Source organism: Streptomyces glaucus, assembly GCF_039533365.1.
In the GTDB taxonomy this organism is placed as follows: Bacteria; Actinomycetota; Actinomycetes; order Streptomycetales; family Streptomycetaceae; genus Streptomyces; species Streptomyces glaucus.
The window spans coordinates 1-17,995 of the sequence record NZ_BAAATK010000023.1 but is presented as its reverse complement, the minus strand read 5'-3'; the positions used below and the strand labels follow the sequence as shown (position 1 = coordinate 17,995).

Below are 17,995 nucleotides of genomic sequence, written 5' to 3'. Positions count from 1 at the left end.
CTGCGTCGACCCCGAGGAAGCCCCCCATGACAGCCACCCCCGTCGTGCTCGCCGCGACCCCGCTCACCGGTCACGTCCGGCCGGTCCTGAACCTCGCCCGCCACCTCGTCGCGGCCGGACGACAGGTCACGGTCGTCAGCGGCAGCCGGTTCGCGCGGCAGGCCGACGCAGCGGGGGCGGCGTTCGTCCCGCTGGCCGGACCGGCCGACTTCGACGACCGCCGCCTCGGTGAGCTGCAGCCGTGGCTGCACGAGCTGCCGCCGGGCCCGGCCTTCTTGGAGGCCATGTTCGGCTGGTTCACCGACATGGCACCGACGCAGAACGCCGTGCTGCAGGAGGTGCTGGCACAGCAGCCGGACGCCGCCGTCATCCACGAGGCCGCCTTCTACGGAACGTGGCCGCAGCTGCTGGGCGCACCCGGGATCCGGCCACGGCGCACCGTCGGCCTCGGGATCTTCCCTTTGACCCTCAGCGGGGCCGAGCTGACCATGATGGGGCCTCCTCCCCCGCGCGCCGGGCTCGACGTGCGGGAAGCGGCTGCGGCGTTCAACGCCGAACTCGCCGCCCAGCTCGCCGGCGCCACCGCGCACGCCCAGCAAGTCATGGCGGGGCTGGGCGCGACGGCCACCCTGCCCGTGATCAGCGACGCACAGATCCTGCTGCCCGACGTGTTCGCTCAGCTCACCGTCCCGTCCTTCGAGTACCCCCGGATCGATGCGCCGCCGACGCTGCGGCTCATCGGGGCCCTGCCGCCCGAACCGCCCACCGCATGGCAACCACCCTCCTGGTGGCCCGAGCTGTCGCAGCGCCGAGTCGTCGCGCTCACCCAGGGCACGGTGGCCAACCACGACCTGACCGATCTCGTCCAACCGACACTCGACGCGCTCGCCGACGAGGACGCGCTCGTCGTAGCCGGGCTCGGCGGCCGCGGGATCGCCCCCGGTGACCTGCGCGTGCCGTCGAACGCGCGCGTCGAGTCGTTCATCCCGTTCGACGCGCTGTTCCCCCTGGCCGACATCGTGGTCACCAACGGCGGATACGGCGGCGTGCAGCTCGCCCTGCACCACGGCGTGCCGCTCGTCGTGGCAGGCGGCAGCGAGGACAAGCCCGCCGTGGCCGCCCGGGTCGCGGACTTCGGAGTCGGTGTCGACCTGCGCACCGGACGACCGGAAGCCGCCACGGTCGGCCAGGCCGTCCGGCGGGTGCTCGACGAGCCGGCGTTCCGACGCCGGGCGCAAGACCTGAGCGCGGAGTACCGGTCCGCGGACCCGGTGCACGCCGTTCTCGACATCATCGACGGCGCGTGACCTCTCCGTTCAGGACCGTCCGTCGGGGCTCGACCGGCCTCGTCGACGGTGACCGGCATCCCCGTTCGTCACGGCCCCGGCGGTGTGGGCGCGGCCGAGCACTGCGTACCCGGGCTCTGTCTTCGGAGCGGCCCCGAGGTCCACTGGCGCCGGACAGCGCCCCGGTTCCGACCGTTCGTTCGACGGCCTCAAGGTGCCGGCTCGACCATGCCAGGACCGACGGCGGACAGTCGCCGCCTCATCGTGGTTGGTCACCGTGCCTGCCCCATCATCCGGCCAGCCACTCACGCGGACTCCACAGGGGATCCCCGCCCGTCACCAGCGAGACGGAACAGCCCAGTGGTGATGGCTTTTCCACGCTTGCGAGGTCGGATCCTTCGACATCGGGAGCAGGTCGGCGGCAAGCCCTGCACGTGTACCGCGGCTCCGGGGCGCTGGCAGTCGCAGTGTTCGCCCGCCCGGTGTTTCCCTTCTCCCCCGGCTCCGGGATCGGGTGTCTCACCCGGCGTCTTCGCGTAGCCAGCGCCCGCTGCGGCGAGAGCTGTACGCCTTGTCGCCGTCGACGTGACCCGGGTCCGAGTAGTTGCGGTACAGGATGTAGCGCTGAGATTGATCATGGCCCTGGGCTGGGGTTCTCGGTCCTGTCCTCCCGAAGCTGCCGCGAAGTGACAAGTAGCTCTCTGTGATCGGAGTGACGCTCGGTCAGGGGTGTCGGGGCGGGGCTCGGGGACCGTCGCGGTCCGGCTGGCGGCGAAGTCGGCGTGGGCCTGTTCGGCGGCTTCGGGGTATGCCTCGCGCTTGGCGTGCTCGGCGAGCGCCCGGTAGATGCTGGCCGCCGAGGGGTTGTGTCCCTTGCGCTTGCCGGTGGGGATGATCAGGTCGGGCTGGATCTGCTCGACGGACTCGCCGCCCGCGCGGCGGCGGAGCACGGTGTGGAGCATGTCGGCGGTGATGACCGGGGGCCGGCCGCCGTGCTTGCCCTTGCGGGCCGCGGTGTCGAGCCCCTCCAGCGTCGACTCCCGGATGTTCTCCCGTTCGGTCTCCGCCATCGCCGCGAAGAACGCGAACAGCAGCTTGCCGGGGCCGGTGGGGCCGTAGGCGCCGGGCAGGGGCCCGGCGAGCATCTCCAGGACCAGGCCGTGGGCGGTGAGGTGGTCGGCGAGCGCGGTGAGTTCGGCGGCGTCGCGGCCGAGCCGCTTCATCTCGTACGCGGTGAAGATGACCCGGCAGTGCGGGGCGTGGGCCTTGACCTCCCGCGCCGTACGGAGGACCTCCTCGAACTTCGGGCGTACGCGGATGCGGGTGCTGATCTTCTCGGCGAAGATCTTGTCCCGGGGGATGCCGTGCCCGGCGAGGGCGTCGAGCTGGGAGTCGAGTTCCTGGCCGAGGGGGGAGCAGCGGGCGTAGCCGATGCGGATGTCCGCGCTCGGCAGGGCCGGATCGACCGGTGCGGGGGGAGGGGTGCTGAGGGCTCGTGATGGCCCCGAATCTTCGCACAATGCAAGTCTCAGAACGGGATCCGTGCCGCTTTTGAGTGAGAACGGGTTGCGAGAGCGAATCCGGGTCCGGCGGCGATCCGGCGGCCCATCATTGATCTTGCTTTCGGAAAGGGTCGTTTGTGCGAAGCGGAAGAAGATTCCGTGGTGAGGCAACGGTCTCGGCTTCGTATGGACTCTTTTGAACATCTAGGAGGGAGGTGCTCATGGTGGTTCGAAAGCAGGTCGGGGACCGAGAGTTCCACGATTTCGTCGTCGGTTGCTGGCCGCGCCTGATGCGCACGGCATTTCTGCTCACGGGTGAGCAGCACGCTGCGGAGGATCTGGTCCAGTCGACGCTGGAGCAGGTCTATGTGGCCTGGCACAGGGTCGCCTTGGCCGACGCCCCTGAGGCGTATGTGCGACGAGTGATGATCAACGCGCATGCCCGCAGATATCGAAGGAAGCTGCGGGAGTTCCTGTTGCCCAGGAGCGGAGACGCGGGCCTGACACACGAGGTGGCCGACACCGGTGACCGGATCGCCCAGGCCGACGACCGTCACACGCTGCTGAAGGCGCTGGCCCAATTGCCGGCACGGCAGCGGGAAGCAGTGGTCCTACGTTACTGGGAGGACCTCACTGAGACACAGACGGCCGAGGCGATGGGCTGTTCGGTCGGCACGGTGAAGAGCAACGCAGCCAAGGGGATCGCGAAGCTGCGCGCCGTTTCGGGACTGGCGGAGAAAGTGACGCAGGGAGGACGGACGTGAAGAGCGCGGACCGGGAGACGAGCCACAACATGACACAGCACGACATCGCCTTCCTGCTGGCCGAAGCCGCCGACGAGGTGAGGATCGGCACAGCCCCCGCCCAGGCGCTGATTCGCGGCGGCCGCCGCCGCAGGGCCCGTCGCTGGGCGGTCGTGGCGACCACCACCCTGGTCGTGGCCGGCTCCACGGGGGCTCTGGCACTGAACGGGCTGTCCGGTGACGGGGAACGGGGGGTGTCGTCGGCGAGCCAGCCGGTCGCCAGCGCGGAGGCATCCGAGCCGCACATGCGGACGACCCTGGCGAGCGGCACCGACGCGGGAGTGCCGTGGAGGGTGTACATCGACGTGTGGAAAGCTCCGGCGGACACGGCGGAGGCCCAGGCCACCCTGGCGGCCATGGCGAAGTTCGGCGAGCACCCGCAGGACGTCTCCACAGCCTCCGAACTGGTGGGCAAGGTCGCGCACTTCGTGCACCGGGTCACCGGTGAAGAGGCGAAGACCACTCAGATCGGGGACTTGGTGCTACCCGAGGACGACGTCCTGACCGGCGGCGAGCACGGGACCGTCTCGCTCCCGCTGCTCCCAGGGAACGGCACGGCCACCCCGCGCCTGGTGTTTGGCCAGGTCGCCAAGACCGCCCGGGAGGTCACCTGCACCTGGAAGGACGGCACGTCTACCAAGGTCGGCCGTACGTCCGCGGACACCGAGGCGAACGCCGGCGTTCCGGTCATCCACAGCCTCAAGCACTCCCCCTACGACTGGTTCGCCATCCTGGCGCCGAAGTCCACCGAGTTGGAGGGGATCAAGGTCACGAAGTAGATCAAGCGGGAGACCAACGCTCCGAGGGGCAGGAAAACCACGGCAACAACCCCGACCGGCACCACGTTACGAAGTGCATCGTTCATATGCACCAGGACATCGAGAAGGGCACGCGAGGTTCCAGCCGGCACCGGCACCTGCGGGTACGCCTGTCCACGAACTCGATGCTGAGGAACGGCAGCTGTTCGCCGCTCAGGAGAACTCACGGGATGTCGCACAGTACGACAAGCCGTGGCGCCGCTGCACGGCCTGACCCGGCCCTCGGGCGCAGCGCGGCCGGTACGCGCGGATCAGTCCTCGTCCCCGTCGCGTCCCGGTCGACCGCGCCCTGCGGCAGCTTGGCGTTGGAGAACACCGCCCGCCGCCACATCGCGGGCACCAGCTCGGCGTCGACCTCGCGGGGCAGCGGCGGCCGCTCCTTGACCCGCCGCCGCGACAGCGCCGGCAGCCGCCGCACCGCCTTCAAGATGCGCTTGCCGCCCTGGGCCGCGCTCAGCGCGTCCGACTCGCCCAGCAGCGCCAGGAACGGGCGCACGGTGTTGTAGCGCAGGGCCAGCTTCTCGCGCATCGCTGCCTCGGCCGCGCCGTCGTCCTCGGGCACCAGGGCCTCGACGGTCGCGACCGCGACGGCCACGGCCGTACGCGGCACCGCCTCCTCGACCGCCGCCCACAGCGCGGCCACGTCCAGGTCCGCGTCGTGCTCGGCGACCAGGTCCAGCTCCTGAGTGAGGATCTTCGACGCCTTCGCCAGGATGCGGGCCGCCTTCTCCAGTTGCGGCAGCATCGCCAGGCGCTCCCTCTCCGACGCCTTGCGCGCCGGGCTGATCAGCCGGTTCGCCATCAGCACCGCGAACAGGTCCAGCGCGTCGTCGACCGCCTGCGCCTCCAGCTGACGCACCACCGCCGTCAGCAGGGCCGTCCGGCGCGGCTCCGGCGCCCGCTCAATCGTCTGCGCCTTGCTCAGCTGCCCGTACCTGGCCAGCGTGTTCAGCCGCTTCACCGGCACCCTGGACAGGTTCACCCGGCCCAGCGCGAACGCCGAGATCTCCTCCACCCGCTCCATCGCGCGGACCATCGCCGTCCCCGTCGACTTCGTCGGCGGGGTACGCAGCCGCTCCAGCTCCGAGACCCGCTTGCCCTCCGGACGCTCCAGCAGCCCCACCAGCGCCGGCGCCAGCGTCCGGTCCGCCTTGTGCGTGGCCCTGGCCACCGACTCGTACAGCCGCCGCTCCGCCACCGTGCGGGCCTCCGACACCTGCCGGGCCAGCACCGACACACCCGGCAGCAGCACCCGGTGCCGGCGCAGCCACGTCACCGCGTGGTTGAACAGCGCCACCGGCCCCTCGGCGTGCGTCCACGCCCGCCCATACAGGAACGTCCGGAACTCCCGCAACCACTTCCGATCGCCGTAGTCGTGGTACCCGAACCGCTCCCGGATCTCCTGCGCGTGGTTGTACGGCGTCATCCGCCGCTCCGCGTACGACTTCACACACGACGCGTCCTTGATGCCGAGCTGCCCGGCCAGGTAGTCCACGACCTCCCACGGCACCGCGAGGGGATCGTCGCCCAGGAACGTGCCGATGTAGCGGACGGTGCAGATCTGCAACGCCATCCCCAGACGATGCCCGTCCGACCGCCGCAGCGCGATCAGGTCGCGGTCGTCGTCCAGGAAGAAGAACCGCTCCAGCTCCGGGCGCGTGGGCATCTCACCGAACGTCCCGTAGGTAGCGGCTTGCTCATCAGTCAGAAATTCCACCGGCACAGCCGGACCGTATGCAGCCCCCGCACCCGCTCAACGATCTTTCCCGGAAGCCCCCCACCCGGGCTGGCCACTGTGGTAGCGACCATGATCAATCTCAGCGCTGCATCCTGTACCGCGACTATTCGGACCCGTGACCGGGACGGGTGCGGGGCCGCTCGCCATAAGGGCTGACACTCCAGTCCGGTTTCGCGATCCTGTCGCGGACCCGGCTGGGAACGAGTACGGCCACCGCGTGATCACCGGTTGGTGCGTGGACGAACGAAGACCGTGCGGTGGCCGCGGGCCATGGCGTGGACCCTGCCCGCCGGCGGGTGATGGCCGACCAGGTCATGGCCCGGATCGCGGGCCGGTGAGGAGTGCTTCCAGGTCGCCGAGGGCCAGGCCGGACTCGATCACTACCAGGTCGGACACCGGACCTCATGGCACCGGCACATCACGCTCGCCATGCTCGCCCTGGCCTTCCCGACCGCCGTCGCCGCCGGCACGGCATCGGACCGGCGGGCCGGACCACACCCTCCCGCCCGCAGCCTCGCTCCGATCCCGTTGACCGTCCCGGAGACACGGCACCTGTTCGCCGCCTCCTTCAGCCCTCCGGCTCAGTCAGCGGCCAGGCGTCTGCACCGGTCCACCCGGCGCAGACGCCACCGGGCAACAGCCCGGCACAGCCACTACCGGCGACGAGCCGCCGACGAGCCCGCTGAACAGATCGCGAAACCGGACTGGAGTACTGGGATCCGTCTTCAAGGATCACCCGGTCGTGGATCACGGCGGGGTGGTACGCCGTCATGAACTCACCGACCAGGAGTGGGAGTTGCTCGCTCCGCTGATACCGCGGGCCGCGACGGGCCGGCCGCGGGTGTCGGACCGGCAGGTCATCGACGGGATGGTCCACAAGACCCGCACCGGGATCTCCTGGCGTGACCTGCCCGAACGCTACGGACCGTGGCAGACGGTCTGCACCGACCTCGGCCTGGTCAGATTCGCGCGGCGCGGTGGACACGAGGGCGGACAACGCCGCCGCCGAGTCGTTCAACGCAACCATGAAACGCGAAACGCTTCAGGGAAGGAAGCGCCGGCCCGACGCCCGAGCGGCCCCTTCCGATGGGCCACCCGCCACAACACCGGGAGGAGGCACTCCAGCATCGGCCGGATCAGCCCAAATTCCCTCGAACAACGATCAGTTACGCTGACTGCCGCCGCATGAACCGGTGTTCACGATTTCGGGTCAAGCCCCGGGCAGCAGGAGGCGGGACCATGGCCGCGCTTCCACAGATACCAACGCGCAGCAATGGGAAAGGGCAGTCATGAAGCTGACATTCAAGACCTCGGCAGTAGGAGCAGTCCTCGCCTCCACCGCCGTACTGGCGGCTCCGGGAACCGCATCGGCTGATGAACCCGTGACCCGCTGCGAAGAAGGCCAGATCTGCCTCTATGACGGCCACAACCTCACCGGGAGCAACCTGCAGCTCCAGTATCGGGTGGACATCCCCAACCTCGGCTGGGCGTGGAACGACCGAGCCGGCTCGGTGTGGAACCGTGCCGTGGGGCCTGTCTGCATCTACACCGATGCCGACTACCGCGGCTACCACTACACCATCATGCCGGGTGAGAAGCAGGAACTTCTGTTCCTCTTCGACAACGCAGTGAGCTCCCTCGAGTACGGTGGCTGCGGGGGCTGAGCCGATTGGCTGACCGGACCCCTCAACCGCCCGCCCCGCCCGCCCCGCCAGGACCGCCGGGAGGCGAGGCTTGCCTGCCTCGCATGCGAGTTCACGCGTGCACCTTGGGCCGGACCGGACCGAGGACCGCCCGGCCGGGGTAGAGGACCGACCGCCGGCCGCTAGGCACCGGACCCACTCCCGTCGACGACCCCGGCGAACCGGATACGTGACGCTCGGGCCGTCGGAAGTGGGGGATCACGTGAGCGTCGACAGACATCGCACGGTGAGGGCAGTGGAGCACAGCCTGATCGACTTCCCGAGGCGGTCAGGATCTCGATCCCGAAAAGCCCCACCTTGGACGGCGTGGGCACGGGCGGATGCCAAAGGACCGTATGCCCGTCGTTTGACCCGGGGCGAGGTCGTGGACGAGCCATTACTCCTCGGGGAGGAGGCTGATCCCTCGGCGGGCGGCGTCTTCCACCATGGCGGAGCAGGCGAGTGCCGCGGGGGTCATGTCCCACTCGGCCAGGGCGAGGAGCAGCACCATCCCCTCATGGTCCCGTGTGGCGTCGTAGGGGACTTCGGCTGCATCGGCTGCGGCCGCGAGGTCGGTGGTGGACAGTTCCTGCAGGCGGGCCGCAGTGGCCTGGTGCGTCTCCCGCAGGCCCTGGTGGTGGAGGACGTCGCCTTCGCGCAGCAGGTCCAGGAGGTCCTCGCCGTCGGCGGCTGGTGCGGCCGCGGACAGTTCCAGAAGGCGCTGGGTGCCAGGGTCCGTCTTCAAACGGATCTTGCCCGGAGCAGGAGCGACGCGGGACCGACCGCTGCCTCGTATGAGGTGGCGGTCTTTTCGTATCCGGTCGCAATGGCGCGGAAGCCCTTGAGCCGGTTGAAGCAGCGCTCGACGAGGTGGCGTCGGCGGTGGGTCTCCCGGCCGAACCCCGGCGGTCGACCGCCGCGGCTTCCGCGCCGCAGACGGTGCCGCCGCTGGTCGGCCTTCTCGGGACGACCCGGTCGGGTCGGCGGCGTGGCCGGCCCGTCGCGGCCCGCGGTATCGACGGAGCGAGCAACTCCCACTCCTCGCCGGTGAGTTCATGACGGCGTACCACCCCGCCACGATCCACGACCGGGTGATCCTTGAAGACGGACCCTAGGCCGCTTTGGAGCCCCTGCGTCCGAGGGCGTCGCGTATCCGGTCGTACAGGCTCAGCGGCACGCCCAGGAGGGCGTTGCCGGGCGGGCGGCGGGGCACGACGGGGTGGGGGTGGGTGGGGGCGGTGCGGCGCACCGTCTCCCAGGCCGCGCCGAGGCGGCGCAGCTGCGCGGTGTCCACGGCCTCCTGCAGCCGGGGCAGGAGCAGGTCCTCCTCGTCCCTGATGTCCTCCTGGACGAGGGCGAAGGCGCGCCGCACCTTCTCCTCGCGCTCCGGTTCGCCGGGAGCGAGGCGTTCGATGCCGGCGACGAGGTCGTTGATCTGCTGGTGCTCCTCCTCCACCCGGGAGGTCAGCTCCTCCCCGTCCGGGACGGAGCGCCGCACGGCCGGCCACAGCACGGTCTCCTCCGCGAAGGCGTGGCTGAAGACCAGCTGCACGGTCTCCTTCAGCACCCGCTCCCGCTCCTCGCCGTCCTCCAGGGCCCGGTAGCGGTCCATCAGCCGGTCCATCTCGACGTGGTCGCGGCGTTGCCGCGCCAGGACGCTGTCCGGGCCGCCGAGCTCCTCGACGGTCTGTTCGGCGATGCTCCTGGTCATGACTGGCTCCTCTCGCACACCGGCGACGAGACCGGCCCCGGGCGCCGGCGGCCGCCGGAACGCGGGGTGGGTACCCCGGCGCGGTGCGGCGTACCGTACGAATAGCGCGTCCGGCGTTCCGCGGGCGCGCACCATGTGCCGGTTTGCCGTGCAAGGACCGAGACGCTCGGGTCACTGCGCGTACGGGCACCCTTCCGGGGCCGTCGCCGTGTGACGCGTGCCGGACAGAGGGCGATCGATGACGACGATCGGCGTGGAAGAGGAGTACCTGCTGGTCGACCCGGTCACGGGCCTGCCGGTGCCCCAGGCGGACAAGGTGCGTGCCGCGGCGGGCCTGGGGCGTCTGGTGGCCGACCAGGAGGTGCAGCCCGAGCTGCTGCAGGCACAGGTGGAGGTGGCCACCCAGGTGTGCGGCACGCTGGAGGAGGTCGGGGGGCATCTGCTGCGGCTGCGGCACGCCGTCGGGGCGGCCGCCGAGGCGTACGGCTGCCGGATATCCGCCTGCGGCACGCCGCCGCTGCGCCACGGCCGTCCCGTGGCCGTCACCGACCAGGCCCGGTACCGGGCCATGGTCGTGCAGGCGCCCCAGCTGGTGGCGGAGCAGCTGGTCAACGGCATGCACGTGCACGTGGCCGTGCCCGGCCGGGAGGCGGGCGTGCGGGTGCTGAACCGGATCCGGGCCTGGCTGCCGACGCTGACGGCCATGTCGGCGAACTCCCCGCTGTGGGACGGCCACGACACCGGCTTCGCCAGCTGGCGCACCATGATCTTCGGCCGCTGGCCGGTCAGCGGGCTGCCCCCGCACTTCGCGGACGCGGCCGACTACGACCGGCGCGTGCAGCACCTGCTGGAGTGCGGCCTGATCTCGGACACCGGCCAGCTGTACTGGCAGGCCCGCCTCTCGGCCCGCTACCCCACCATCGAGGTGCGCTGCTTCGACGTCCAGCTGCGCGCGGACGACGCGGTCATGCTCGCGGGGATCGTCCGGGCCCTGGTGGAGACCCTCCTCGCGGAGGCGGCCGCGGACGCGCCCGAGCCCCGCCCCGCCCCGGAGCTGCTGCAGGCCGCCATGTGGCACGCCGCCCGCCACGGGCTGAGCGACACCCTGATCGATCCGGACGGCCGGGTCCGCCGGGCCGGCGACGTGCTGTACGAGCTCCTGCGGTACGTCGCTCCCGCGTTGGAGGCGTCCGGCGACACCCGGCAGGTGACGGCCCTGGTCCACCGGCTGCTGCAGCACGGGACCGGCGCGGACCGGCAGCGCGCCGCCCTGGCCCGCGGCGGTCTGCGGGCGGTCACCGGCCTGATCGGCGCCGAGAGCACCAGCGACCTCGCCGTCTAGCACGCCCCCGCGCGCGGGCCGGCGGCGCTCGCCGGATAGGCGCACCCGGCCCGGGGTACCCGGCCGACCCTACGGAGGGAAGCCCTGTGAGCAGCACCGGAGTCCGGGAGCCCGCGAACACGGTCGCGCGCGGCGCCCGGCACGACACCCGCCTGGAGGCCGCCGATGAGTGACAGGAGCCGCACCGCGCCGTCCGGCAGCGGGGTGACGCCGCAGCCGGCGCGCGCCTGGCCGGCCGGCGCCGTCGAAGCGGCCTTCCGGCTGCTGGCCCGGCTGCGCCGGGCCCCGGCGCTGCATCCCGTAGGACTGACGTGCTCGGCCGAGCTGGAGGTCGTCGCCGACGGGCGCGGATCCTGGGGGGTGCCCTGGCTGGACGCTCCCGGGCGGTACGCCGCCACGGTCCGCCTCTCCCGGGCGGCCGGCCTGCCCCGGCGCTGGCCCGACGGGCTGGGGCTGGCCGTGCGCGTGGCACAGGCCGACGGACCGGACCGCGCCCTCGACCTGCTCCTCACCAGCAGCGGCCAGGGCCGGATCACCCGGCACCTGCCGCTGCCGCGCGCCGACGCGCTGGCCGGCCCGTACTCCAGCATGCTCTCCTACCGGATCGGCGGACGGCGCGGCCTGCTGGCCGCCTTCCCCCGCCGCACCCGGCCGGGCCCGGTGCACGGCGACCCGGCGGACCTGGCCGACGCCCTGGCGGCCGGGCCGCTCGTCCTCGACCTGTGCGCCGAGACCGCGGAGGCCGCCGGCACCGCGGAGGCCGCCGGCACCGCGGGCCGGCCCCGGCGCACGGCCGACGGCCGGACCTGGCGGGTGTTCGCCGTGCTCACGGTGGGCGCTCCCCTGCCGGTGCCGCAGCGGGAGAGCCTGGACTTCGACATCTACGAGCACAGCGTCCCCGGCTTCGCCCCGGGCCGCGCCCTGGCCGCGACCCGCCGCGCCGCCTACCGGGGCTCGCGGGCGGGCCGCAAGGGCGGCCGGGCCCGCCGGCCGTAGGCGTCCCCGGCCGCCTGCGGCCGGGGTCTCCGAGCGCCTGCGCCAGGTGTCCCCGAGCGCCACCACCGGGCGTCTCCGGGCGCCTTCACCAGGCGCCTTCAGCCGTCCTCACCGGCCGTGGGCGTCCTCGCGGGGCAGCGGTCCGACTCCGGCGCGGCGGCCGGGACGCAGCGCCGCGTGCCGCTCGCCGGGGCCGGGGCCGCCGCGGGCGGCGAGGGCGTCGGCGACCAGGCCGGTGACGAAGGCGTAGACGGTCTTGTGCAGGACGTCCACGACGAGTTCCCGGCGCGGCCAGGTGGGAGGCGGGGCGCCGACGCCGGTGGCGTTCTCGAGGATCTGGTCGTTGGTGAGGCGGACGACGGCGAACTTGGCGGAGGCGAACGGTCCGCGCAGCCCGGCCTGGGCCATGACCGAGCGCACCACGCCGAGGAGGGCGGCCTGGCCGTAGTGCATGGCCCAGTTGACCGGCAGCGGCTGCTTGCCGGGGTGTTCGGGCAGGCCGGTCAGGCGCTGGAGGACCCGCGCGGGCACATGGGAGTCGGGCCGGCCCGTGAGGGCCTGCTCGACCTTCTCGCCGAGGGTCATCACGACGCCTCCGGCGGCGCCGGCGAGCAGGCCCTGCCACAGCGCACGCTTGATCATTGCTCCGCTCCCGTCCCGGCCGGCTGCCGGTCCGCCTCCCGGTCCGGCCCGCGCAGGCGCACCTCGACGTGGCCGTCGACGACGCGGGTGTCGAAGGCGGGCTGGGGGGCGATGGCGGGGCCGCGCACGTTCCAGCCGTCCGAGAGGCGGAAGACGCTGCCGTGCCAGGGGCAGGTGACGCATCCGTCGGCGACCGTGCCCTCCGACAGCGGGCCCGCGAGGTGGCTGCACCGCTCGGCCAGCGCGTGGATCTGCCCGCCGGTCTCGCGCACCACGAGCACCGGCACGTCGTCCACGCTGCGCCGCACGGGCTGCCCGGCCGGGAACTCGTCCACGCCGCCGACGCGGTGCCAGCCCTCGGTGACGACGTGCGGGACCTCCTCGGCGTGGTTGGCGCCGGACGCCTGCCGGTAGGCCAGGTGGCCGCCCAGCATGCCGCCGATGCCGACCGCCGTCAGGCCCAGGAAGCCGAACGCGCGGCCCGGCCCGGTGCGGCCCTTGACGCGGCAGACGAGCGAGGCCCCGTACAGGCCGACGGCGACCGTGTTGGCGAGGGCGTGCACGAATCCGACGCGCTGCTGCTCCTGGTGCAGTTCCGCCCAGTCGGCGGCGCCCGCGAGCGCCGCGGGGGCCGCGGCGGCGAGGCCGAGGCCGATCAGCAGGTCGGCCTCGCGGGAGCGGCCCGGACGCAGGTCCAGGACGGCCGCGGACATCCAGCTGCCGATGGGCACCTGCACCATCAGCGGATGGACCGGGTGTCCCAGCCATCGGCCGTGCAGCAGGTCCCGGCCGCGTCCCAGCGGCAGGGCCCACACGCCCTTGCGCAGCACGTCGATCACCGCGTCGGCCCGGGTGTCGCGTTCCAGGCGGTCCAGCAGCCACAGAGTCCGGTTCTGCCGCGTTCGGCGGCGGGGCTTCGCGCTCATGCGCGCCGGGTTTCCACCGGCGCGCACGGCAAACGGCCCGCCGGGGGCGGCGGGCCGCGCCGGCTCAGCCGCCCGGCCGGATGACCGCGCGGACGCAGCCGTCCGTCTTGTCCTTGAACATCTCGTACGCCCGCGGCGCCTCGTCCAGGGACACGGTGTGGGTCGCCAGGTGGGACGTGCTGATCTCCCCGGCCGCCAGCCGGTCCAGCAGCATCGGGATGTAGCGCTGGCCGTGCTGCTGGGCGCCCCGGACTGTGAGGCCCTTGTTGACCACCGCGCCCAGGGGGAACTTGTCGACGAAGCCGCCGAAGACGCCCAGGACGAAGACCGTGCCGCCCTTGCGGCAGGCGTGGATGGCCTGCCGGACGGCGGTGGGGCGGTCGCTCTGCAGCCGCAGCTGCTGCTTGACCTGGTCGTAGAGGTGGACGGGGCTGTCGCTGTGCGCCTCCATGCCGACCGCCTCGATGCACACGTCCGGCCCCCGGCCGCCGGTGCGTTCGCGCAGTTCGGCGCCGACGTCGGTGGCCGTGTAGTCGATGACCTCGCTGCCGATGTGCCGCTCGGTCATCTCCAGCCGTTCGGGGAGCCGGTCGATGGAGATGACGCGTTCCGCGCCGAGCAGGATCGCGGCGCGCGCCGCCATCTGGCCGACGGCCCCGCAGCCCCACACGGCGACCACGTCGCCGGGCTTGACGCCTCCCAGGTCGGCGCCCATCCAGCCGGTCGGCACCGAGTCGGACACGAACAGGGCGCTGGTGTCGTCGACGCCCTCCGGGACGGGGAAGGCGCCGTAGTCGGCGAACGGCACGCGCACGTACTCGGCGTGACTGCCGCGCAGGCCGCCCATGGCGTGCGAGTAGCCGAAGATGCCGCCGGTGTCGGCGCCGAACAGGGCCTGCCCGACACCGGGGTTGGTGTTGGTGTTGTCGCACAGGGACCACAGGTCGTGGGTGCAGTACCAGCAGCGCCCGCACCCGACGAACGAGGACACCACCACCCGGTCGCCCACCTTGTGCCGGCGCACCCCGGCGCCGACCTCGACGACCTCGCCGAGGAACTCGTGGCCGATGACGTCCCCGGACCGCATGAACGGGATGTAGCCGCCGATGAGATGGAGGTCGGAGCCGCAGGTGGTGCCCGCGATCAGCCGGACGATCATGTCCTGGTCGTTGCGCAGGACGGGATCGGGCACGTCCTCCACGGCGAGCTTGTTGACGCCTTCCCAGCACAGGGCCTTCACAGCACTCCCTCCCCGCTCGCGCGGCGGCTCAGCAGGCCGACGAGCCTCCCGCCGGGGGTGTCGTGCGTCGTCGGCGGCGTGTCGGGCAGCATGACCTCGCCCGTCTCCAGCAGCGCCTTGGCCTCGCGCAGGGCGCGGCGCAGGTCCTGGCGCGGGTCCGCGCCGGCGAGCCGTGCGGGCAGGGAGGACGCGGCCTCGGGCGGGTTCTCCTTCAGCCGCACCGCCAGTTCCGTCCCGCGGTCCCCGGGCGCCGGGCGGATCCGGGTCTCGATCCGGTCGCCGTACTCCTGGAGCGGCGCCGGCAGTTTCCCGGGCTGGAGGTCGGCCGGTGCGCAGTTGACGGTCACCGTCAGCCACCGGTCGAAGGCGGACGGGGCCGTCGGGGCCGCCTGCCGGCGGCGCGTGACGACGACGGCCCCGGCGGCGAGCCCGGCGGCCGCGGCCAGCAGCGTTTTCCCTGAAGTCATCGGCGGTCAGACCCTCGGGTAGCCAGGAGCGGACCGGCGGCCCAGCAGCGCGCCCAGGGCGATCATGCCGATGCCGAGGACGAAGTGCAGCCAGTCGTCGGCCGTGTTCAGCGGTACGAAGTTGGCGGCGCTGTCGTGGCCGACGATCAGGCCGTACAGCCACAGCACCAGGTAGACGGCGCCTCCCGCCAGCAGGTACGTACGGGCGGTGGCGGCGGCCCGGGCCATCGCGAGACCGGCGACGCCGAACGCCAGGTGGACCAGGTTGTGCAGGATGGACACCTGGAAGACGCCCAGCAGCTTGGCGTCGGAGTCGTGCGAGGCGAACTTCATCGTGTCGTAGTCGGTGGTGATCCCCGGGATGAAGCCGAGGATTCCCACCAGCAGGAAGACTGCTCCGACCAGCAGTGCCGCCTGCTGGACCGGACTGCGGGCACTTCTCGTCGCGTGCGTGGTCATGGCGATCGGCCTTGTCGTTCGGGGCGCTTCCGCGTGAGCGCCGGTGCGCGGCGAGTACCCGGAACGCCGCCGCGCTACCTCCCCGCCCGGCCGCCCCCGTCCCGCCGGGCGGGGCTCACCCGACGTGGACCTCGGCTCCGGCGGTCACCCGGGCCCGCCGGCCGCGCTCGCAGCGCACGACCGTGCGGGCCCAGCCGCGCCGCTGCGCCTCGGTCAGGAACGCGGACAGGGGCGAGCGGAACACCGAGTAGTCGTCGTAGTGGACCGGGAGCGTCAGGCGCGGGCGCAGACGGTCCACCAGTTCGGCGCCCTGCGCGCCGTCCATGGTCACCATCCAGCCGCCGGGCAGCGTGGTGCCGCCGAGGTGCAGCACCGCCAGGGTGATGTCCGGGTACCGGCGGGCGATCTCGTCGAGCCCGTCGAACAGCAGGGTGTCGCCGGAGACGTACAGCCGCAGCCGGACGGGGCCGCGGACCGGACCGAACTCCAGGAGGCTGCCCATGACGGGCGGCAGCAGCCGGCGCAGCGGGCCGAGCGCGTGCCGTCCCGGCAGGGCGGTCACCCTGACCTGGCCGGCGCCCCGGACGAGGGTGTGGCTGTGCCAGGTCGGCAGGCCGCCCGCCCGGCGGAAACCGTCGCGCACCCGCAGCCGGCGCGCGGCGTGCGGGGTGGTCAGGACGGGCAGGGACCGGTCCAGGTGCCGCCGGGCGACCCGGTCCCAGTGGTCGCCGTGCAGATGGGACAGGACGACCGCGTCCAGGTCGCCGGGCAAGTCGCGGACGTCGAGGGCCGGTTCGGTCAGGCGGCGGGCGAACAGGCCGTGGCCGAGGTACGCGTGGTCGCCGCGGTGCAGGAAGTTCGGGTCCGTCAGCAGCGTCAGCTCGCCGTAGCGGATGAGCGTCGTCGCGTTGCCGATGAAAGAGATCTCCACGGCGTCGTCCGGGAGAACAGCGGCCATGGGCCGGCACCTCCGCTGTCGGTGGGTCGTCGGGCGGTGGCGGCGGCCGCGGGGGGCGCGGCCGCCGTCACCGCCGGGGCGTGGACCGCCCGCGGGCGCCGGGTCAGCGGACCGCCGGGCCGGAGTGGCCGCGGCCGCTCCGGTGGGCGGCGCGGACCGCCGCGGCGGCTGCGAGCGCGAGCAGCAGGGCGACGGCGCCGACGATGATGTTGTTGATCTCCGTGCGGGCTGTGTCCACGTTTCCCGCCACCACCCAGGGCGAGATGATGGTCCACAGGCCCAGCAGAGCGGCCGCCCACGCCCGGGAGTGGGTGCGCTCGTAGGCGTGGCCGAAGCCGCTCAGCAGCAGCGTGTAGGCGATGCCGGTGATCAGGTTGTTCACGGCCAGGGTGGTGAAGCCGTTGAAGCCGGCGATCCAGGGCGACGCGGCCAGGTAGAGGCCGGTGAGCAGGGCCAGCGTCTCGACGGCCTGCCCCCGCTGGCTCGACACCGCCCGCTCGGCCCGGGCGTGGCGCTCCCGCATCTCCACGATGTCCGGATGCGACTCCATGGTGGTGTGTGTGCGTTCGGTCATGATCGCCTCCTGCGTCCGGGAGTCATGGTCCGGCTTCCCGGTGGGGGCCGGGTACCCACCGGACGGCCGCAATCCCAGCCTGCCGCTGTCGGGGCCCGCGGGCGACCGGAGCGGCCGCCCGGCGCCGACGGCGGGCGTGGGCGCGGCCGGTGGCGGCGTACCACTGGACGGCCAGCGTGACGGCGAGGGCGGTCTCGGCCAGGTCGCCGCCGTAGTACATCAGCCGGGCGCCGGTGTGCAGGTCGGTCGCGGTGAAGGCGGTGCCGGGCGGGGGCGCCGCGTACAGGCTCTTGGCGAGCACGGCGTGCGCGGCGCCGGCGGCCAGCAGGGCGGCGCCGCGCACGGCGGTGCCGCTGCGGCGGCGCACCGGGTCGAGCCGGCAGACGGCGAAGGCGAACAGCAGGCCGGCCGCGAACACGTGCAGGTGCACGGCCGCGTGCAGCAGGGGCCGGTGGTGGGTGGCGGCGAGGAGTCCGGTGCGGTACAGCAGCCACAGGCCGCCGGCGTCCACCAGCGCCGCCACCGGCGGGAACAGCAGGACGGCGGCGTACCGGGTGTGCGCCGCCGCGAGCAGGGCGCGGCGCGGCCGGCCGGGCGGCAGGCTCCGCAGGGCCAGGGTGAGGGGGCGGGCGAGCACGAGGAGCAGCGGGGCCGCCATGCCGGCGGCCAGGTGCCGGGCCGTGTGCGCGGTGAACGGCCCGCCCGGCGGTTCGCCCAGCACCGCCCAGGCCACCGCGAGGCCGCCGGCGGCGAAGGACGCGTCGCGCGCGCGGGGCCAGGCGTCCCCGCGGCGGCGCAGGCGGCGGGCGGCCACCAGGTCGGCGGCGACCGCGGCGGGCGGCCCCCCGGCC

At 73.0% G+C, this 17,995-nt stretch carries 17 protein-coding genes and 5 pseudogenes; 9 read left to right on the top strand and 13 right to left on the bottom strand.

The genetic code is table 11. The features are described 5' to 3' along the window. The first annotated feature begins 26 nt into the window (after positions 1-26). Positions 27-1,307: a nucleotide disphospho-sugar-binding domain-containing protein gene (locus ABD363_RS18340; protein WP_344604800.1), complete on the top strand. Its 1,281-nt coding sequence runs from the start codon at positions 27-29 to the stop codon at positions 1,305-1,307. A 284-nt stretch (positions 1,308-1,591) separates the two neighbouring features. On the opposite strand, the gene ABD363_RS18335 is transcribed toward ABD363_RS18340, so the two are convergent. After that, positions 1,592-2,806, bottom strand: coding sequence for a recombinase family protein (locus ABD363_RS18335; RefSeq protein ID WP_344604798.1), 1,215 nt, complete (start codon positions 2,804-2,806; stop codon positions 1,592-1,594). A 203-nt stretch (positions 2,807-3,009) separates the two neighbouring features. On the opposite strand from ABD363_RS18335, the gene ABD363_RS18330 reads away from it, so the two are divergent. Both ABD363_RS18330 and ABD363_RS18325 read left to right on the top strand, forming a co-directional pair. After that, positions 3,010-3,552 carry a SigE family RNA polymerase sigma factor gene (locus ABD363_RS18330; protein ID WP_344604797.1) on the top strand — a complete coding sequence of 181 codons (543 nt, stop codon included), beginning with the start codon at positions 3,010-3,012 and terminating at the stop codon, positions 3,550-3,552. After that, a complete protein-coding gene (locus tag ABD363_RS18325; RefSeq protein WP_344604796.1) occupies positions 3,549-4,370 on the top strand; it encodes a hypothetical protein in 822 nt (273 codons plus the stop codon). Before ABD363_RS18330 ends, ABD363_RS18325 begins: the two co-directional genes overlap by 4 nt. A 307-nt stretch (positions 4,371-4,677) precedes the next feature. Here ABD363_RS18325 and ABD363_RS18320 read toward each other — a convergent pair. Beyond that, positions 4,678-6,132: pseudogene (locus ABD363_RS18320) on the bottom strand (DUF4158 domain-containing protein); the annotation flags it as partial. A 351-nt stretch (positions 6,133-6,483) separates the two neighbouring features. On the opposite strand from ABD363_RS18320, the pseudogene ABD363_RS32665 reads away from it, so the two are divergent. The 4 genes and pseudogenes from ABD363_RS32665 to ABD363_RS18300 form a co-directional block, all read left to right on the top strand. Then, positions 6,484-6,813: pseudogene (locus ABD363_RS32665) on the top strand (IS701 family transposase); the annotation flags it as partial. Positions 6,814-6,889: 76 nt separating this feature from the next. After that, a pseudogene (locus ABD363_RS18310) lies at positions 6,890-7,081 on the top strand (transposase); the annotation flags it as partial. A gap of 3 nt (positions 7,082-7,084) precedes the next feature. Beyond that, positions 7,085-7,336: pseudogene (locus ABD363_RS18305) on the top strand (integrase core domain-containing protein); the annotation flags it as partial. Between the two features lie 100 nt (positions 7,337-7,436). Then, positions 7,437-7,811 (top strand): peptidase inhibitor family I36 protein, encoded by a 375-nt coding sequence (locus ABD363_RS18300; protein WP_344604794.1) that lies wholly within the window; start codon positions 7,437-7,439, stop codon positions 7,809-7,811. A 415-nt stretch (positions 7,812-8,226) separates the two neighbouring features. On the opposite strand, the gene ABD363_RS18295 is transcribed toward ABD363_RS18300, so the two are convergent. The 3 genes and pseudogenes from ABD363_RS18295 to ABD363_RS18285 form a co-directional block, all read right to left on the bottom strand. After that, on the bottom strand, positions 8,227-8,574 hold the full coding sequence (locus ABD363_RS18295) for a hypothetical protein (RefSeq protein WP_344604792.1): 348 nt from the start codon (positions 8,572-8,574) through the stop codon (positions 8,227-8,229). After that, positions 8,571-8,714, bottom strand: a pseudogene (locus ABD363_RS18290) (IS5/IS1182 family transposase); the annotation flags it as partial. The gene ABD363_RS18295 and the pseudogene ABD363_RS18290, both read right to left, overlap by 4 nt. Positions 8,715-8,940: 226 nt before the next feature. Continuing rightward, entirely contained in the window at positions 8,941-9,540 is a 600-nt protein-coding gene (locus ABD363_RS18285) for a hemerythrin domain-containing protein (protein WP_344604790.1), read from the bottom strand. A 238-nt stretch (positions 9,541-9,778) separates the two neighbouring features. Here ABD363_RS18285 and ABD363_RS18280 point away from each other — a divergent pair, with 238 nt between their 5' ends. Both ABD363_RS18280 and ABD363_RS18275 read left to right on the top strand, forming a co-directional pair. Next, positions 9,779-10,882 (top strand): carboxylate-amine ligase, encoded by a 1,104-nt coding sequence (locus ABD363_RS18280; protein ID WP_344604788.1) that lies wholly within the window; start codon positions 9,779-9,781, stop codon positions 10,880-10,882. A 165-nt stretch (positions 10,883-11,047) separates the two neighbouring features. After that, positions 11,048-11,878, top strand: a complete 831-nt coding sequence (locus tag ABD363_RS18275) for a phosphodiesterase (RefSeq protein WP_344604786.1) — start codon at positions 11,048-11,050, stop codon at positions 11,876-11,878. 108 nt (positions 11,879-11,986) lie between these two features. Here the strand turns inward: ABD363_RS18275 and ABD363_RS18270 are convergent, their stop codons facing one another. The 8 genes from ABD363_RS18270 to ABD363_RS18235 all read right to left on the bottom strand — a co-directional run. Further along, the gene (locus ABD363_RS18270; protein WP_344604784.1) at positions 11,987-12,520 is read right to left on the bottom strand and encodes a hypothetical protein; all 534 of its coding nucleotides are present in this window, start codon (positions 12,518-12,520) and stop codon (positions 11,987-11,989) included. Next, positions 12,517-13,446, bottom strand: coding sequence for a Rieske (2Fe-2S) protein (locus ABD363_RS18265; protein ID WP_344604782.1), 930 nt, complete (start codon positions 13,444-13,446; stop codon positions 12,517-12,519). Before ABD363_RS18265 ends, ABD363_RS18270 begins: the two co-directional genes overlap by 4 nt. Positions 13,447-13,510: 64 nt before the next feature. Beyond that, a complete protein-coding gene (locus tag ABD363_RS18260) occupies positions 13,511-14,686 on the bottom strand; it encodes a zinc-dependent alcohol dehydrogenase (protein WP_344604780.1) in 1,176 nt (391 codons plus the stop codon). Then, the gene (locus ABD363_RS18255) at positions 14,683-15,153 is read right to left on the bottom strand and encodes a hypothetical protein (protein ID WP_344604778.1); all 471 of its coding nucleotides are present in this window, start codon (positions 15,151-15,153) and stop codon (positions 14,683-14,685) included. Before ABD363_RS18255 ends, ABD363_RS18260 begins: the two co-directional genes overlap by 4 nt. Positions 15,154-15,159: 6 nt before the next feature. Further along, on the bottom strand, positions 15,160-15,612 hold the full coding sequence (locus tag ABD363_RS18250; protein WP_344604776.1) for a DUF4383 domain-containing protein: 453 nt from the start codon (positions 15,610-15,612) through the stop codon (positions 15,160-15,162). Between the two features lie 115 nt (positions 15,613-15,727). Further along, complete coding sequence (locus ABD363_RS18245; RefSeq protein ID WP_344604774.1) at positions 15,728-16,570, bottom strand: MBL fold metallo-hydrolase; 843 nt, start codon at positions 16,568-16,570, stop codon at positions 15,728-15,730. Between the two features lie 103 nt (positions 16,571-16,673). Further along, a complete protein-coding gene (locus ABD363_RS18240; protein WP_344604772.1) occupies positions 16,674-17,144 on the bottom strand; it encodes an SPW repeat protein in 471 nt (156 codons plus the stop codon). A 22-nt stretch (positions 17,145-17,166) separates the two neighbouring features. Beyond that, on the bottom strand, positions 17,167-17,995 hold an 829-nt coding region (locus tag ABD363_RS18235), incomplete at its 5' end, for a cytochrome c oxidase assembly protein (protein WP_344604770.1).

What these genes read in the sequence shown, in the direction of transcription:
- ABD363_RS18340 (WP_344604800.1), top strand. Translation starts at nt 27, where the DNA reads ATGACAGCCACCCCCGTCGTGCTCGCCGCGACCCCGCTCACCGGTCAC.
- ABD363_RS18330 (WP_344604797.1), top strand. Translation starts at nt 3,010, where the DNA reads ATGGTGGTTCGAAAGCAGGTCGGGGACCGAGAGTTCCACGATTTCGTC.
- ABD363_RS18300 (WP_344604794.1), top strand. Translation starts at nt 7,437, where the DNA reads ATGAAGCTGACATTCAAGACCTCGGCAGTAGGAGCAGTCCTCGCCTCC.
- ABD363_RS18285 (WP_344604790.1), bottom strand. Translation starts at nt 9,540, where the DNA reads ATGACCAGGAGCATCGCCGAACAGACCGTCGAGGAGCTCGGCGGCCCG.
- ABD363_RS18280 (WP_344604788.1), top strand. Translation starts at nt 9,779, where the DNA reads ATGACGACGATCGGCGTGGAAGAGGAGTACCTGCTGGTCGACCCGGTC.
- ABD363_RS18275 (WP_344604786.1), top strand. Translation starts at nt 11,048, where the DNA reads ATGAGTGACAGGAGCCGCACCGCGCCGTCCGGCAGCGGGGTGACGCCG.
- ABD363_RS18270 (WP_344604784.1), bottom strand. Translation starts at nt 12,520, where the DNA reads ATGATCAAGCGTGCGCTGTGGCAGGGCCTGCTCGCCGGCGCCGCCGGA.
- ABD363_RS18265 (WP_344604782.1), bottom strand. Translation starts at nt 13,446, where the DNA reads ATGAGCGCGAAGCCCCGCCGCCGAACGCGGCAGAACCGGACTCTGTGG.
- ABD363_RS18255 (WP_344604778.1), bottom strand. Translation starts at nt 15,153, where the DNA reads ATGACTTCAGGGAAAACGCTGCTGGCCGCGGCCGCCGGGCTCGCCGCC.
- ABD363_RS18250 (WP_344604776.1), bottom strand. Translation starts at nt 15,612, where the DNA reads ATGACCACGCACGCGACGAGAAGTGCCCGCAGTCCGGTCCAGCAGGCG.
- ABD363_RS18245 (WP_344604774.1), bottom strand. Translation starts at nt 16,570, where the DNA reads ATGGCCGCTGTTCTCCCGGACGACGCCGTGGAGATCTCTTTCATCGGC.
- ABD363_RS18240 (WP_344604772.1), bottom strand. Translation starts at nt 17,144, where the DNA reads ATGACCGAACGCACACACACCACCATGGAGTCGCATCCGGACATCGTG.